Genomic DNA, 13,955 nt, shown 5'->3' on the forward strand with positions numbered 1-13,955 from the left:
CTTCGACAAAAAAATCTTAAGGCTAAACCGCCTTAAGATTGTAGGGAAGCAAATTCTCTTGTTGCACCACACCGGAGTCACGAAGCATCCATTCGATGAAGCAGCCGTAACCCGACTTGGGATCATTGACGAATACGTGGGTAACTGCACCGATCAGCCGGCCATTCTGGACAATCGGGCTGCCGCTCATCCCCTGAACAATCCCGCCGGTCTTATCAATCAGACGGGAATCGGTGATGCGCAGGACCATGCCTTTGGTCGCCGGAGTCTGCTGGCGGGCCACATGAATGATCTCCACATTGAAACGCTCCACCTGCTGACCATCGACTACTGTAAGAATCTGTGCCGGGCCTTCCTTCACTTCAGCGCTCATTGCAACGGGTATCGGTTCCTGGTACAGGCTGTGCTCCGGATTGCGGGTCATTTTGCCGAAAATTCCGAAATCCGTATTGCTCTCCACATTACCGAGAACCTGGCTTTCCTTCAGAAAATGAGCCCGTTTCTCCCCAGGATCGCCATCCTGGCTTTTGGAAATGGAGGTTACACTGGACTGCACGATATGGCCGCTGCCGACAACAATCGGCGTGCCGGTGTTCATGTCGGTAATGACATGCCCCAGAGCACCGTATACGCCTTGTTTTGGAGCATAGAAAGTCAGGGTACCCACACCTGCCGCGGAATCGCGAATGTAGAGCCCCAGTCTCCATACCTTGTCATTGCGGTCATACGCGGGTTTTAGCTGAGCTTTGTGCTCTTTGCCGCTGCGTTTGTACACAATACTTAAGGAATCATTGCTTTTGCCGGCACGTTCCACAAGCTTTGCTACCTTCGATACCTCGTCCAGCTTGACCCCATTAATGGAGGTCATCAGATCACCAGGCATCAGTCCGCTGTTCTCGCCGGGTGAAATCTTGGACTGCTCCGATACTTCAATCAGATGATGGCCCACAACCAGAACCCCTGCTGACTTCACTTTCACGCCAATCGTCTGACCTCCCGGGATGACTCTAAGCTCGTTGTCATTCCCCTGAACCGCTTTATGCGGCTGATGTTCCAGCGGTGCTGCAAAACTCTGTTGAGGTCCCGTTATGCCTGATAAGCTGAGAAAGAAGGCAAATAAAAGGCCGGGCATTAACTTCCTGAGGTTCGGCTTCAATGGCTGTCACGCTCCCTTTTGCTTCTTTCGCTTGACGAAAAAGGTGGTCGCCAATTGCGTACCTATAAGATAACCTTGCCCCCAGGCTTTTATTACTGTCAATCATTGTCCCGCTTACCCAGCAGCAGCTTTGCTGGCCTCAGCCAAACCGAGCATTTCCTGTGCGTGATGCAATGTTTTTTCGGTAATTTCCACACCACCCAGCATACGGGCCAGCTCCAGCACCCGGCCTTCCGCCGAGAGGGAGTCCACTTCGGTCATCGTGCGTCCGTCTTCGACTTTTTTGACAATCAGATATTGATGATCCGCCATACAGGCCACCTGCGGCAAGTGAGTAATTGAGAACACCTGACAGGTGGAGGACAGCTTGTATAATTTATCCGCAATGGATTGTGCCGCGCGCCCGCTGACACCGGTATCCACTTCATCGAAGATCAGGACAGGAATGGCGTCATGCCGGGCAAAAATGCTCTTCATCGCCAGCATGATGCGGGACAGCTCACCGCCGGAGGCGATTTTGCCCAGCGGCCGCAGCGGCTCGCCCGGGTTCGGGGAGATCATGAACTCTGCGCTGTCGATCCCCTGCCGGGTCAGACGGTAACGCCGGTCCTGATACTCAATACCGCGCGGGTCTTCGAGCGTATCCATTTTGACCTGAAGCGAAGTCCGCTCCATCTGCAGATCCTTCAGCTCACCTTCCACTTGGGAAGCGAGATCCGTGGCACACTGGCGGCGTGCCGTGCTGAGCGCTCCGGCGGCTTTCATTAAAGTGCCGAGCAGGCCATCGCGTTTGGCCGTCAATTTCTCAATGTATTCGTCCTTATTCTCCAGAAGATCGGTCTCCCGGTGAATCTGCTCATAATACGCCAGAATCTGCTCTACACTATCCCCGTATTTGCGCCGCAGCCCTGTGATCAGATCCAGACGGTTCTCAATTTCCTCCAGCCTCGCCGGATTGAACTCGATCTCTTCGCGGTAGTCACGCAACTGGAAAGCCGCATCCTCCAGCTGGTAATACGACGACTGCAGCTGCTCGAACACAGCCCTCAGGCCCTTCTCGTCATAACGGATCGCATCCTCCAGCTTGGAGATGACACTCCCGATGGATTCCAGCCCTTGCCTGTCATACAGCAGCTCGTATGCGCCGGATACTGAATCCATCATTTTCTCACTGTGGGATAGTTTGACCCTTTCTTCGTTAAGTAATTCATCTTCTCCCGGTTTTAATCCTGCAGCAGAAATTTCCTCCAGCTGAAAACGGTACAAATCAAGCATTTGATACGCTTTTTGACTGGATTCCTGAAGTTCCCGGAGTTCTTTTTCCACTTTGGCGAAGGCCGTATATTTCTCCTGGTAGTCAGCTTTGAGCGGGCCAATCACAGCTTCGCCGTAAGTATCCAGCAGCCCCAGATGACGTTCAGCCTTCAGCAGGTTCTGATGCTCATGCTGCCCGTGGATATTCACCAGCTGTTCACCGATTTCCCGCAGCATGCTGAGATTGACCATCTGGCCGTTCACCCGTGAAGTGCTTTTGCCTTGAGAGGTAATCTCCCGGCGGATCACCAGATGCTCTTCGCGTTCTGCTCCAATGCCAAGCCGTTCCAGCGTATCCCAGACCGGATGGGTTCCCGGCAAGCTGAAAAGCGCTTCCATTTCTGCCTTTTCACACCCATACCGGATAGAGTCCGCAGAACCGCGGCCCCCGGCAATGAGTGCAAGCGCATCGATAATAATCGATTTCCCTGCCCCCGTCTCCCCTGTAAGAACATGAAAGCCGGGATAAAAATGCACATCCACCGCCTCAACGACGGCCAGATTGCGGATTGATAACGTGTCTAACACGAATACAGCACCTCCGAAAAGATGATCGCTTATTTAAGTGTAAAAGGGTGATGAAGTTACGAGATGTAGCCCATAATTTGTGCAATAACGCCTTTGCTGTCCTCAGGCTGGCGGCAGATAATCAGAATAGTGTCATCGCCCGAGATGGTGCCCATAATTTGCGGCCAGTCAATATTATCAATCAGTGCAGCCACAGAATTGGCTGTTCCCGGAAGACATTTCATAACCACAAGGTTGGCGGAGAAATCGATCTGCACAAAATTATCCACCAGCACCCGCTTGAGCTTCTGGGTCGGATTATAGCGCTGGTCAGTCGGCAGGGAGTATTTGTAGCGCCCGTCATCCATCGGCACCTTAATCAGCAGCAGTTCCTTGATATCACGGGATACTGTAGCCTGGGTAACCTGAAATCCGGATTCACGCAGAGCCTCCACCAGATCATCCTGGGTCTCGATCTCCCTCTGCGTAATAATTTCTCTTATTTTGATGTGCCTGTGTCCCTTCATTGTTGCCTCCCGTATTTATAAGTTGATCTCAATTGGATTCACCATCGTCTTTGCCTAACTTAATCACATGAATTGCTGAATTCACCGTATCCACGTACAGCACACCGCTGCAATCCGGATAAATTAGCAGATAAGGAAGCAGAGTGTCGCGAAGTCCGCTGCCGGTGAACTCAAGCCCTTTGCGCGGCCGGGACAGAATAACCAGATAGAAATGCTCCTCATCTTTGCTGGCCACATAATCAATGAACAGCCTGCTGTACATCGGTGCCCCGTTCACTTGAAAGGACAAAGGAATCTTCAGCTTGCCACCAATGACCTCGTAACCGGCATCCTCTAATAATCCGATGGACGGATGAGGCTGAATAATGGTATTGATCGGCACCCGGTCCTTCATGAACGATCTTGGGGAACCTTGGAGCCAGATGTAGATCCGGTAAACGATAAAGATTGCCGCTGCCAGTCCAATGAGTGCTACAACGGCCTTGTCAGAGCTCGCCACTCCCATCACCTCGGTGAATCTATTCGCGTGAAGGCAGGCGAAATCCTGCTTGAGGGAAACAACAGAGCCTGATCCGGCAGCAAAAAGTTAAAGCTGTCTGCAGATGAAGCGTTGCCTGCTTAAGTTCATTAATTATAACGTATAACACCGCTTGAAGCATGTATATTGCAGGCAGAAAACGGCAGATGATTTAATTCTTTATTTTTGCAGCAAAAGAAACTCATCGTTTAGATGAGTTTCCATTGTTCGTAGCGCTAAAGGTTGCATTCGCTTCCTTGATTACGGATTCGGCAAGCGCGGCGAAAGGATTCGGCTGTGCTTCAGCCGGGAAAAGCTGCTGTTCGTGCTGTTCATCCGGAGAGTTATCTACTGCTTCAGGCAGCAGCTTCCAGTGAGCCAGGAATTCAATATTGCCTTCCCCTCCCGTAATTGGAGAGAAGGTCAGCCCTTCCAGCTTATAGCCCAGCCCGGCCGCCATAGACAGCACATTAACAAGCACCTCTTTGTGAACGGCGGATTCGCGGACTACACCGGATTTGCCCACCTTTTCCCGTCCAGCCTCGAACTGCGGCTTGATCAGCGCAGCGATATCGGCCGGGCGGTTCAGGAGCGCCATCAGCGGCGGCAGAATAATCTTCAGTGAAATAAAGGACACATCAATACTGGCAAAGTCAGGTACCGGCCCCTTCAGGTCAGGCGGGGTCATGTAGCGGAAGTTGGTCTGCTCCATAACGGTTACCCGCTCGTCGTTGCGCAGACTCCAGTCCAGCTGGTTATGGCCGACATCAATAGCATACACATGTGCTGCCCCGTTCTGGAGCGCACAATCGGTGAAGCCTCCTGTAGAGGAGCCGATATCCAGCATATTCCTCCCGTTCAGGTCAATGCCGAACTGCCGCAGTGCCTTCTCCAGCTTCAGGCCGCCCCGGCTGACGTAGGGATGCACAGCTCCTTTGACTCTTAAGACAGAGCTGCGCAGCACCTTCATTCCCGGCTTCTCAATCCGTTCTTCATTCGCCAGCACAAGACCCGCCATGATTGCTGCCTTGGCCTTCTCACGGCTGTCGTAGAAGCCTTGCTCTACTAACAGTACATCTATACGTTCTTTAGGGTGTTCCATGTTCATCTCCTGGTCACTTGGGTCCGGCTTCCACCCTGTACTCAGGAATTGGAAGTCGACTTGTAAGTATAAGTGCTTAGCGCCTTCATCGCCTTGATCCGCGTACACAAGGCTTCAACGGTGAGGCCGGTTTCCTGGCGCTGCTCCTTGATCGAACCATGCTCAACGAAGATATCCGGCACGCCCATCAAGTGGACTCGTGCATCATAAATCTCATGTTCCGCATAGAATTCGAGCACAGCACTGCCAAGACTGCCTGCCTGGCTGGCTTCTTCAAGCACAACCATGCTGGTTCCGGCATGAGCCAGTTCAAGCAGCATGGTATTATCCAGCGGCTTCAGGAACCGGGCGTTCACTACGCTAACCTGAATGCCTTCACGCTTAAGCAGCTCAGCTGCCTCCTCGGCTAACTGAACCATCGGGCCGCAGGCCAGCACTGCGTAATCATCCCCCGGACGCAGACGCTCCCAGGAGCCGATAGGCAGACAACGCAGTTCGGCATCTACAGCCGCCCCGGTGCCCTCAATCCGCGGATAACGGTAAGCGATTGGTCCGTCATTGTATTCCAGTGCCGTCTTCATCATGTGGCGCAGCTCATTCTCATCCTTAGGCATCATAAGCACTATATTCGGGATGTGCCGCATGAACGCTATATCATATACCCCTTGATGGGTCTCCCCGTCCGCTCCGACAAAACCGGCACGGTCGATGGCAAACATTACATTGGCGTTATGTCTGCAGATATCATGGACAATCTGGTCATAGGCACGCTGCATAAAAGTGGAGTAGACGGCATAGACCGGCTTCATCCCCTCCATGGCCAGAGCGGCGCACAGCGTGGCTGCATGCTGCTCAGCGATACCGACATCGATCATCCGGTCCGGGAATTCCTTGGCGAACGGGAACAGGCCCGAGCCGCCCGGCATTGCCGGTGTGACCGCAATCAGTCTTGAATCCTGCCGGCCCAGCTCAATTAGCGTCTCTCCGAATACTTCGGTATACATCGGATGGCTGACAGCCTTCACAGCCTTAAGGGACTGGCCGGATTCAATTTTGTAGGGTGAGATCGCATGTGATTTATAGAAGTCCGTTTCGGCCGGCTTGTAGCCTTTGCCCTTCGTCGTCAGCACATGTACCAGCACAGGACCAGACACATTATCTGCCTGATGGAAGGTGTCGATCATTTTCTCCAGATCATGACCATCCACGGGTCCCAGATACGTGAATCCGAGCTCTTCGAATAGAACACCGGGAACGAGCATGTTCTTCAGGCCGTCCTTCACATTCTGCGCCGTCTTGGCCAGCCGCCCGCCAATCGCCGGGATTTTCTTGAGCAGGCCTTCCACTTCATCCTTCGCACGCAGATAATGGCGGTCCGAGCGGATTTTGCTCAAATAATTATGCATGGCTCCTACATTCGGTGCAATAGACATCTCATTGTCATTGAGGATAACCATCAGTTTGCGGCGTTCATGTCCAATATGGTTCAGCGCCTCAAAGGCCATCCCCCCGGTAAGCGCACCGTCGCCGATCACAGCGATGACCCTATTGTCCTCGCCCTTCAAATCCCGGGCCATAGCCATACCCATTGCGGCAGACAAAGAGGTACTGCTGTGTCCGGCTTCCCAGACATCATGCTCGCTCTCCGAACGCTTCACAAAGCCGCATAAGCCGCCCTGCTTGCGCAGTGTATCAAACCGGTCCTGGCGGCCAGTCAGTATCTTGTGTACATACGCCTGATGACCGACGTCATATATCATCTTGTCCCGGGGACTGTCATAGCAGTAATGCAGGGCCAGCGTGAGCTCCACTACCCCCAGGTTGGATCCGAGATGCCCTCCGGTTACTGTAAGTTTGTCAATTAAAAACCGGCGGATTTCTTCCGCAAGGGCTGCCAGCTCCTCGACTGACAAAGATTTAAGTTGCTGAGGATCATTTATTTGTGGAAGCAGCACGAGTATTCCCCGCTTTCCTAGATGTTGTAAAATATAAACCCCATTATAACACAAACGAAACGGCTGTCGAAACACAGCCGTTTCCGAAATGTACCTAATGATCGCGTGACATCAAATAATCTGCAATTTCAAGCAGCCGGGTATGATCCTGAAATCCGCCCTCAAGGACCGCGCTGTGCGCTGCAGCGGTCAGCCGCTTCACCTCTTCACGCGAGGCTTCCAGGCCGATGAAGTAGGGATAGGTCACCTTTTGCTGCTTGATATCACTGCCGGTTTTTTTGCCCAGCTTGCTCTCATCGCCGACCAGATCAAGGATATCATCCTGAATCTGAAAAGCCAGGCCAATCTGCGTACCGAACTGGCGAAGCGCCTCCAGCTGACGCTCATCCGCACCGGCGATCCTGCCTCCCGCCAGCAGCGAGAAGATCATCAGATCGCCTGTCTTATGAAGATGGATATACTGAAGCTGATGCAGATCGGTTAAGCCCTGCTCGCCTTCCATATCGGCAACCTGCCCGCCGACCATTCCGCGCGGACCGGCCATTTCGGCCAGATCCTCAACGATGGACAGCACATTCTCTGCCGGAACGCCAAATTTACGCGAAGCTTGTACCACGCTATAGAATGCATGCGTCAGCAGAGCATCCCCGGCCAGGATCGCCGCAGCTTCCCCGAAGACCTTGTGGTTCGTGAGCTTGCCGCGCCGGTAGTCGTCATTATCCATGGCCGGCAGATCATCATGAATCAATGAATAGGTATGCACCATTTCAATCGCTGCCGCTACGGGCAGCGCAGCCTCCCGGCTGCCGCCAAGCGCTTCACAGGCGGCGATGACCAGCAGCGGGCGCAGGCGTTTGCCTCCGGCCTGCAGCGAATAGTCCATCGCCTCCCTGAGCACCTGAGGCACAGTCCACTGCGCTGGCAGGGTTGCCGTCAGCGCATCAGCAACCCAGTGGCCCACCTCTGCAATATACTGCTCAAGCGGTGCGCGCCCGTGTGCTTCCGATTCACTGCTGCCCGGTTCCAGCTCAGAACGACTCATCGCCATCGCCTTCCAGCCGGGCTCCGAATGGCTTCTTGCGCAGCTCGCCATCCTCTACCGTAATCATCTCGATCTTGCGCTCTACCTGCTCCAGCTTGCTGCCGCAGAGCTGCGACAGCTTCATTCCCTGCTGGAATAAATCAATCGCCTTCTCCAGGGGAACGTCGCCATGCTCAAGCTCGCGCACGATTCCCTCCAGGCGCTCCATGGCTCCCTCAAAATCCAGTTCCGCTTCCTTCGCCATTCGTTTTAACATCCTCCTTCATTCCCCATACCTGGCAGTTTAGCTGTCCGTCATTAAGCTTTATGTTCACCTTATCGCCTACTTCAACTTCCTTCAGCGATTTGATTAAATGCTCTTCGTTCTCGTCGTACACGAGGCTGTAGCCCCGTGACATAACCTTGAGCGGGCTGAGCGCATCCAGATGGCGCAGCTCAGCCACATAGCGTGCGCGCTTATCCTGGAAGCGCGCCTGCATGGCCCCCGTCAGCTCACGGGTAAGGCTATCCGTGCGCCGGCGGGCAGCGCTGATGCTGTCCCGCGGATGGAAGCGCTGCAGGCTCTGATGCAGCAGCGCGCTGCGCCCCTGCGCGCGGCTGTGCCTTGCCTCGGCTGCGCGGACCAGGGCCGCGCGCAGCATGTCCAGCCGCTGCGCGTGCTGGGCCAGCTGCCGGCGCGGGCCGGCCAGCGCCAGCGAGCGCTGCAGCGCCGCGAGGCGCTCGCCGCTGCGCTGTGAGCGGCGCAGCAGCCCTTGGCGCAGCCGCTGCTGGGCGGTGCGCAGCTGCCCGGCGAGCTCGGCTGCGCTCGGAACGGCAAGCTCCGCTGCCGCCGTAGGGGTTGCCGCACGGAGATCGGCGGCGAAGTCGGCGATCGTGAAGTCGGTCTCGTGGCCGACGGCCGAGATGACCGGAATTCTGGAGGCCGCAATCGCGCGGGCGACGGCCTCTTCATTGAAGGCCCAGAGCTCCTCCAGGGAGCCGCCGCCGCGCCCTACAATCAGCACATCGGCCTCGCCCATGGCGTTCAGGTTCTCGATGGCCTTCACAATGGAAGGGCCGGCGCCTTTACCCTGTACAAGCACGGGATAGAGCACCACCGCCACCTGCGGATAACGGCGCTGCAGGGTGATGATAATATCCCGCACTGCCGCTCCTGTCGGCGAGGTAACTACACCGATCACGCGCGGGAACCGCGGCAGCGGACGCTTGCGCGCCGCTGCGAACAGCCCCTCCTGCTCCAGCTTGCTCTTCAGCTGTTCGTAAGCCAGATACAGGCTGCCGATTCCGTCCGGCTGCATGTGGGTGGCGTAGAATTGATACTGCCCATCCCGTTCATAGACCGTCACGTTGCCTCTGGCGATGACCTTGGTTCCTTCCTTCGGTACAAAAGGCAGCCGCGAGTTATGTGAAGCAAACATGATCGCCTTGATCCGGCTGCTCTCATCCTTCAGCGTGAAATACATATGCCCGCTTCCGTGGTGGGTGAAATTCGATATTTCACCGCGGATCCATACATCGGAGAGCACCGCATCCGAATCCAGCTTCATGCGGATATACTTGTTAAGTTCCTTAATGGAGTAGACCTGCCGCTCTGCCGCCATAAGCTTAGCCTACTTCAGGCCGTGGCGGCGTTTGGCCGCGATCAGCGTGTTGCTCATCAGCATCGTGATCGTCATCGGCCCTACTCCGCCCGGCACAGGCGTAATAAACCCGGCGACTTCACAGGCACTCTCATAATCGACATCACCGGCAAGCTTGCCGGTATCCAGGCGGTTCATTCCGACATCTATGACAACTGCACCCGGCTTCACGAAGGAAGCATCGATGAAGTTAGCCCGGCCGATGGCAACTACCAGAATATCGGCCTGGCGGCTGAGTTCAGCCATATTCGCGGTGCGTGAATGACACATGGTAACCGTGGCATTCTCACGCTGCAGCAGCAGGGACACCGGCTTGCCGACAATATTGCTGCGGCCGATAACCACAGCATGCTTGCCGGAAATATCAGTGCCTGTCCGTTTGATCAATTCGATGACTCCCGCAGGGGTACAAGGGAGCAGACTGTCATCACCGATCACCAGGTTCCCTACATTGACGGGATGGAACCCGTCAACATCCTTCTCCACGGAAATGGCATTAATGACTGCCTTCTCTTCAATATGCTTCGGAAGCGGCAATTGCACGAGAATGCCGTCAATATCATCACGGCCGTTCAGATCAGCCACCAGAGCGAGCAGCTCCTCCTGGCTGGTTGCCGCATCCAGCCGGTGAACCTCCGAATGGAAGCCCAGCTCAATACATGATTTCTCCTTATTACGCACATAGACCTGAGAAGCCGGATCTTCACCGACCAGAACGACAGCAAGACCGGGCTTAACGCCACGTTCCGTAAGCTCTGCAACCTCCCGGGCAATGCTGATCCGAATTTCGTCCGATACCTGTTTACCGCTGATAATCGCTGCTGTCATGTAAGTCTCTCCCCTTTTGTCTATTTAACGATTACAGATCCGCTCTAAGCGTATCTACATCCTGAATCATCTTGCCGAGTACGCCGTTCACGAATTTACCGGAATCATCGGTGCCGAAATGCTTGGCCAGATCAATTGCCTCATTGACAGCTACCTTAGCCGGCACATCACTGGCAAAGATCATCTCGAACGTGGCCAGACGCAGAATCTGACGGTCAACACGGGACAGGCGGCTCATCTGCCAGCCTTTGAGGTAATGCTCCAGCATTTCGTCGATGGCCATTTTGTGCTCCCAGACTCCGTTTACATGGGCGATCACATAAGCCTTCAGCTCGGTCTCGTCAGTGATGACGCGTTCGGTTTCGTTCTCATCTGCAGCTTCCTCAATGAGCATTTCTACAGCCTCAGTAACTTCCACATCATTCATTTCCATCTGGTACAGGCTCTGGACAATAATTTCTCTCGCTAAACGTCTTTTCATTTGTTCCTCCTACAGTCTTTAACTAGCATACTTTGTATTTGAATTTCTTAAATCTTCTTACCAAAAAACCGCGCAGCCGTTCTTCCGCAGGTCAGCAACTCAAAGTAACGGGTTCCAGGCTTCCGGGAGAAAGACTATCGCGGTTCATTTGAAGGGACGCCAGCGTCCGGACAGCCGGCTCACGAGCTCCTGCCACTGAAACAGGGGAGCCTGTGCGGTATCCTTTCTTTTGCCAAGCGTATATCCGATGAACACTACCAGTGCAAAGAACAGCATATCCCAAAAACCGCTAATCAGATAAATCAGACCGAGAACGACCCCGAAGGTAACTCCGGCAATTCTACCCCCGTGACTTTCCCATACTTCTCTCCAAGACATAAGGGAAACTCACCTCTATTCCACTCGACTTTTGAAGCTTGGTGACTGTGTGAGGTTAGCAATATATACAGATACATCCGCTACCGGAATTCCGGTTGTTTCCTGCACGAAATCATGCACCTGGCGCTGCACCTCCGTAGTAAGCAGAGGCAGGGAATGCTCGCCGTCCACAACTGCCCGGATCATAATTTCAAGTCCGGCCTGCGAGACGCGGATGCGCGACTTCAGATCACGGATGCCCTTCACTTTGCCTGCAGCCTTGAGGCTGAGGTTCTCAATGGTTTCCATGGAGATCTGAATGTCCCCATACTCTGTACGCTGATCCACGGACGGCAGGGAAGCACGGTCGCGGCGCAGGGAGATGTAGAAGAAACGGATGCTCAGCAGGAAAAGAATAACCGCAGCTGTAATCGCAGCGATATAGGCCCCCGGCCCGTCAGGAATCTCAAACGTGTCCGGAATGGCGCCGCTCAAGAGGAGGATGGCAATTACAGATAGTATTCCGATACTTAAGCTGTAAAGGAACAGCAGAAGCCTGTCCAGAATTTTGGCCACGAGTCACATAACCTCCTTAAATTAAGGTAAACCCTCGACGTACGTCGGGGGTTTATGGAAGAACAAAGGCCTTTACTTCACGCGGATAACCGCGTCTGTATCTTCGCTTTTGTCAACACTTGTGGCGTTTCTGAACTGCACATCATGGATATGCACATTCACTTCTACCACAGTCAGACCGGTCATGGTTTCGATGGAACGCTTAACGTTGCGCTGAATTTCAGCAGCCACTTCAGGAAGACGGTTGCCGTATTCAATGATTACGGATACATCCACTGCAGCTTCGCGTTGTCCAACTTCAACCTTAACGCCCTTAGACAAGTTCTTGCGTCCGAGAAGCTCCACGATTCCTCCGGCGAAACCGCCGCTCATTCCGGCCACGCCTTTAACCTCTACGGTTGCCAAACCTGCGATAACCTCGATCACTTCAGGAGCAATCTGGATCTCACCAATTTCCGTACGTTCGTATTCTGTCGGCAATGTACTCATTTTGGACTTCACACCTTTCCGGTAAAAAAGTTATTCGGGCATTTCAAGCAGGCAGCACGTCTCTTATTAAACATACTATATCATTTGACGAACTTTATGACAAACAATGAGAAGTCGTCCTAAATTTCATACTCTTCCAGGAATTTGATATCGAAATTCCCGTCCAAAAATACCGGATGCTCCAGCAATCTCTGATGGAAAGGTATGGTTGTATGTATGCCTTCCACAGCGAATTCGGATAAAGCCCGTTTCATCTTGGCAATGGCTTCATAGCGCGTCGGCGCCCAGACGATCAGCTTGGCGATCATCGAGTCATAAAAAGGTGAAATGGTGTAGCCCGGATAAGCCGCGCTGTCCACCCGCACTCCAAGTCCGCCCGGCGGCAGATAGAAGCCGATTTTGCCCGGAGACGGCATGAAATTACGTTCAGGGTCCTCGGCGTTAATACGGCATTCGATTGACCAGCCGTTGATCACAATATCCTCCTGGGTGAAGGACAAGGGGTTGCCTTCCGCCACAGAGATCATTTCCTTGATCAGATCTACGCCCGTGACCATCTCAGTTACCGGATGCTCAACCTGGATACGCGTGTTCATCTCCATGAAGTAAAACTGTCCGTCCGGCCCCAGCAGGAATTCCAGCGTACCCGCTCCCGAGTAATTTACCGCCTGCGCAGCCCGTACAGCCGCTTGACCCATTGCATCACGGACTTCCGGGGTAAGCACGGAGCAAGGCGCTTCTTCAATCAGCTTCTGGCGGCGGCGCTGCACGGAGCAGTCCCGTTCACCCAGATGGACTACATTGCCATGATTATCGGCGATAATCTGAATCTCCACATGCTTCATGCCGGTCAGGAATTTCTCAAGATACACACCAGCGTTGCCAAAAGCCTTCTGCGCTTCCTGCTGGGCAGCTGTAATCTGCTTCACCAGTGATGCTTCGTCCTCGGCAATGCGGATGCCTTTGCCTCCGCCGCCTGCTGTGGCCTTGACGATGATCGGATAACCAATATCACGGCCCAGCATAACCGCTTCCTCTATGTCGCCGACAAGCCCGTCAGAGCCCGGAATAATCGGAACTCCGGCCAGCTTCATGGTTTCTTTGGCTACAGCCTTGTCACCCATCCGTGTGATCGCATCCGGAGAAGGGCCTATAAATGTAATATTGCAGGATTCACAAATCTCCGCGAAATCCGCATTCTCGGCCAGGAAGCCATAACCGGGATGAATGGCATCACAGTCGGTGAGCGTAGCTACGCTCATAATATTTGTAAAATTCAGATAGCTGTCCTTGGCGGGCATCGGACCAATACAGTACGCTTCATCAGCCAGACGGACATGCAGTGAATCCCGGTCCGGCTCCGAATAGACTGCTACGGTGGAAATGCCCAGTTCACGGCAGGCCCTGATAATGCGGACCGCGATTTCGCCGCGGTTGGCAATCAACACTTTTTGAATGTTCATG

Annotated in this window: 15 protein-coding genes; all 15 read right to left on the bottom strand. The window is 53.9% G+C overall.

Annotation, left to right across the window (positions count from 1 at the left end; all coding sequences use genetic code 11):
• Window positions 1–22: 22 nt before the first annotated feature.
• The 15 genes from spoIVB to accC all read right to left on the bottom strand — a co-directional run bounded on the left by spoIVB (window position 23) and on the right by accC (window position 13,954).
• Entirely contained in the window at window positions 23–1,156 is a 1,134-nt protein-coding gene (gene spoIVB / locus P40081_RS23515) for a SpoIVB peptidase (RefSeq protein ID WP_042138726.1), read from the bottom strand.
• A gap of 114 nt (window positions 1,157–1,270) precedes the next feature.
• The gene (gene recN / locus P40081_RS23520; protein WP_042138727.1) at window positions 1,271–2,998 is read right to left on the bottom strand and encodes a DNA repair protein RecN; all 1,728 of its coding nucleotides are present in this window, start codon (window positions 2,996–2,998) and stop codon (window positions 1,271–1,273) included.
• A gap of 56 nt (window positions 2,999–3,054) precedes the next feature.
• Complete coding sequence (gene ahrC / locus P40081_RS23525; RefSeq protein ID WP_039300423.1) at window positions 3,055–3,504, bottom strand: transcriptional regulator AhrC/ArgR; 450 nt, start codon at window positions 3,502–3,504, stop codon at window positions 3,055–3,057.
• Between the two features lie 28 nt (window positions 3,505–3,532).
• On the bottom strand, window positions 3,533–4,003 hold the full coding sequence (locus P40081_RS23530) for a hypothetical protein (RefSeq protein ID WP_052421957.1): 471 nt from the start codon (window positions 4,001–4,003) through the stop codon (window positions 3,533–3,535).
• 220 nt (window positions 4,004–4,223) lie between these two features.
• Complete coding sequence (locus tag P40081_RS23535; RefSeq protein WP_042138728.1) at window positions 4,224–5,123, bottom strand: TlyA family RNA methyltransferase; 900 nt, start codon at window positions 5,121–5,123, stop codon at window positions 4,224–4,226.
• A gap of 41 nt (window positions 5,124–5,164) precedes the next feature.
• The gene (gene dxs / locus P40081_RS23540) at window positions 5,165–7,078 is read right to left on the bottom strand and encodes a 1-deoxy-D-xylulose-5-phosphate synthase (protein ID WP_042138729.1); all 1,914 of its coding nucleotides are present in this window, start codon (window positions 7,076–7,078) and stop codon (window positions 5,165–5,167) included.
• A gap of 94 nt (window positions 7,079–7,172) precedes the next feature.
• Window positions 7,173–8,120 carry a polyprenyl synthetase family protein gene (locus tag P40081_RS23545; RefSeq protein ID WP_042138730.1) on the bottom strand — a complete coding sequence of 316 codons (948 nt, stop codon included), beginning with the start codon at window positions 8,118–8,120 and terminating at the stop codon, window positions 7,173–7,175.
• Complete coding sequence (gene xseB, locus P40081_RS23550; protein WP_039300434.1) at window positions 8,107–8,364, bottom strand: exodeoxyribonuclease VII small subunit; 258 nt, start codon at window positions 8,362–8,364, stop codon at window positions 8,107–8,109. The genes P40081_RS23545 and xseB overlap by 14 nt, the downstream gene beginning before the upstream one ends.
• Window positions 8,336–9,721 (bottom strand): exodeoxyribonuclease VII large subunit, encoded by a 1,386-nt coding sequence (gene xseA, locus P40081_RS23555; RefSeq protein ID WP_042138731.1) that lies wholly within the window; start codon window positions 9,719–9,721, stop codon window positions 8,336–8,338. The genes xseB and xseA overlap by 29 nt, the downstream gene beginning before the upstream one ends.
• A gap of 9 nt (window positions 9,722–9,730) precedes the next feature.
• Window positions 9,731–10,588: a bifunctional methylenetetrahydrofolate dehydrogenase/methenyltetrahydrofolate cyclohydrolase FolD gene (folD, locus tag P40081_RS23560; RefSeq protein ID WP_042138732.1), complete on the bottom strand. Its 858-nt coding sequence runs from the start codon at window positions 10,586–10,588 to the stop codon at window positions 9,731–9,733.
• A gap of 31 nt (window positions 10,589–10,619) precedes the next feature.
• Window positions 10,620–11,069, bottom strand: a complete 450-nt coding sequence (gene nusB / locus P40081_RS23565; RefSeq protein ID WP_042138733.1) for a transcription antitermination factor NusB — start codon at window positions 11,067–11,069, stop codon at window positions 10,620–10,622.
• Between the two features lie 144 nt (window positions 11,070–11,213).
• On the bottom strand, window positions 11,214–11,447 hold the full coding sequence (locus P40081_RS23570) for a DUF2273 domain-containing protein (protein WP_042138734.1): 234 nt from the start codon (window positions 11,445–11,447) through the stop codon (window positions 11,214–11,216).
• Between the two features lie 15 nt (window positions 11,448–11,462).
• On the bottom strand, window positions 11,463–12,002 hold the full coding sequence (gene amaP / locus P40081_RS23575; protein ID WP_039295507.1) for an alkaline shock response membrane anchor protein AmaP: 540 nt from the start codon (window positions 12,000–12,002) through the stop codon (window positions 11,463–11,465).
• A gap of 72 nt (window positions 12,003–12,074) precedes the next feature.
• The gene (locus tag P40081_RS23580; RefSeq protein WP_039295505.1) at window positions 12,075–12,491 is read right to left on the bottom strand and encodes an Asp23/Gls24 family envelope stress response protein; all 417 of its coding nucleotides are present in this window, start codon (window positions 12,489–12,491) and stop codon (window positions 12,075–12,077) included.
• Between the two features lie 119 nt (window positions 12,492–12,610).
• Window positions 12,611–13,954, bottom strand: a complete 1,344-nt coding sequence (gene accC / locus P40081_RS23585) for an acetyl-CoA carboxylase biotin carboxylase subunit (protein ID WP_039295502.1) — start codon at window positions 13,952–13,954, stop codon at window positions 12,611–12,613.
• Between the last annotated feature and the right edge of the window lies 1 nt (window position 13,955).

Source organism: Paenibacillus sp. FSL P4-0081 (assembly GCF_000758565.1).
Classification (GTDB): domain Bacteria; phylum Bacillota; class Bacilli; order Paenibacillales; family Paenibacillaceae; genus Paenibacillus_AQ; species Paenibacillus_AQ phytohabitans.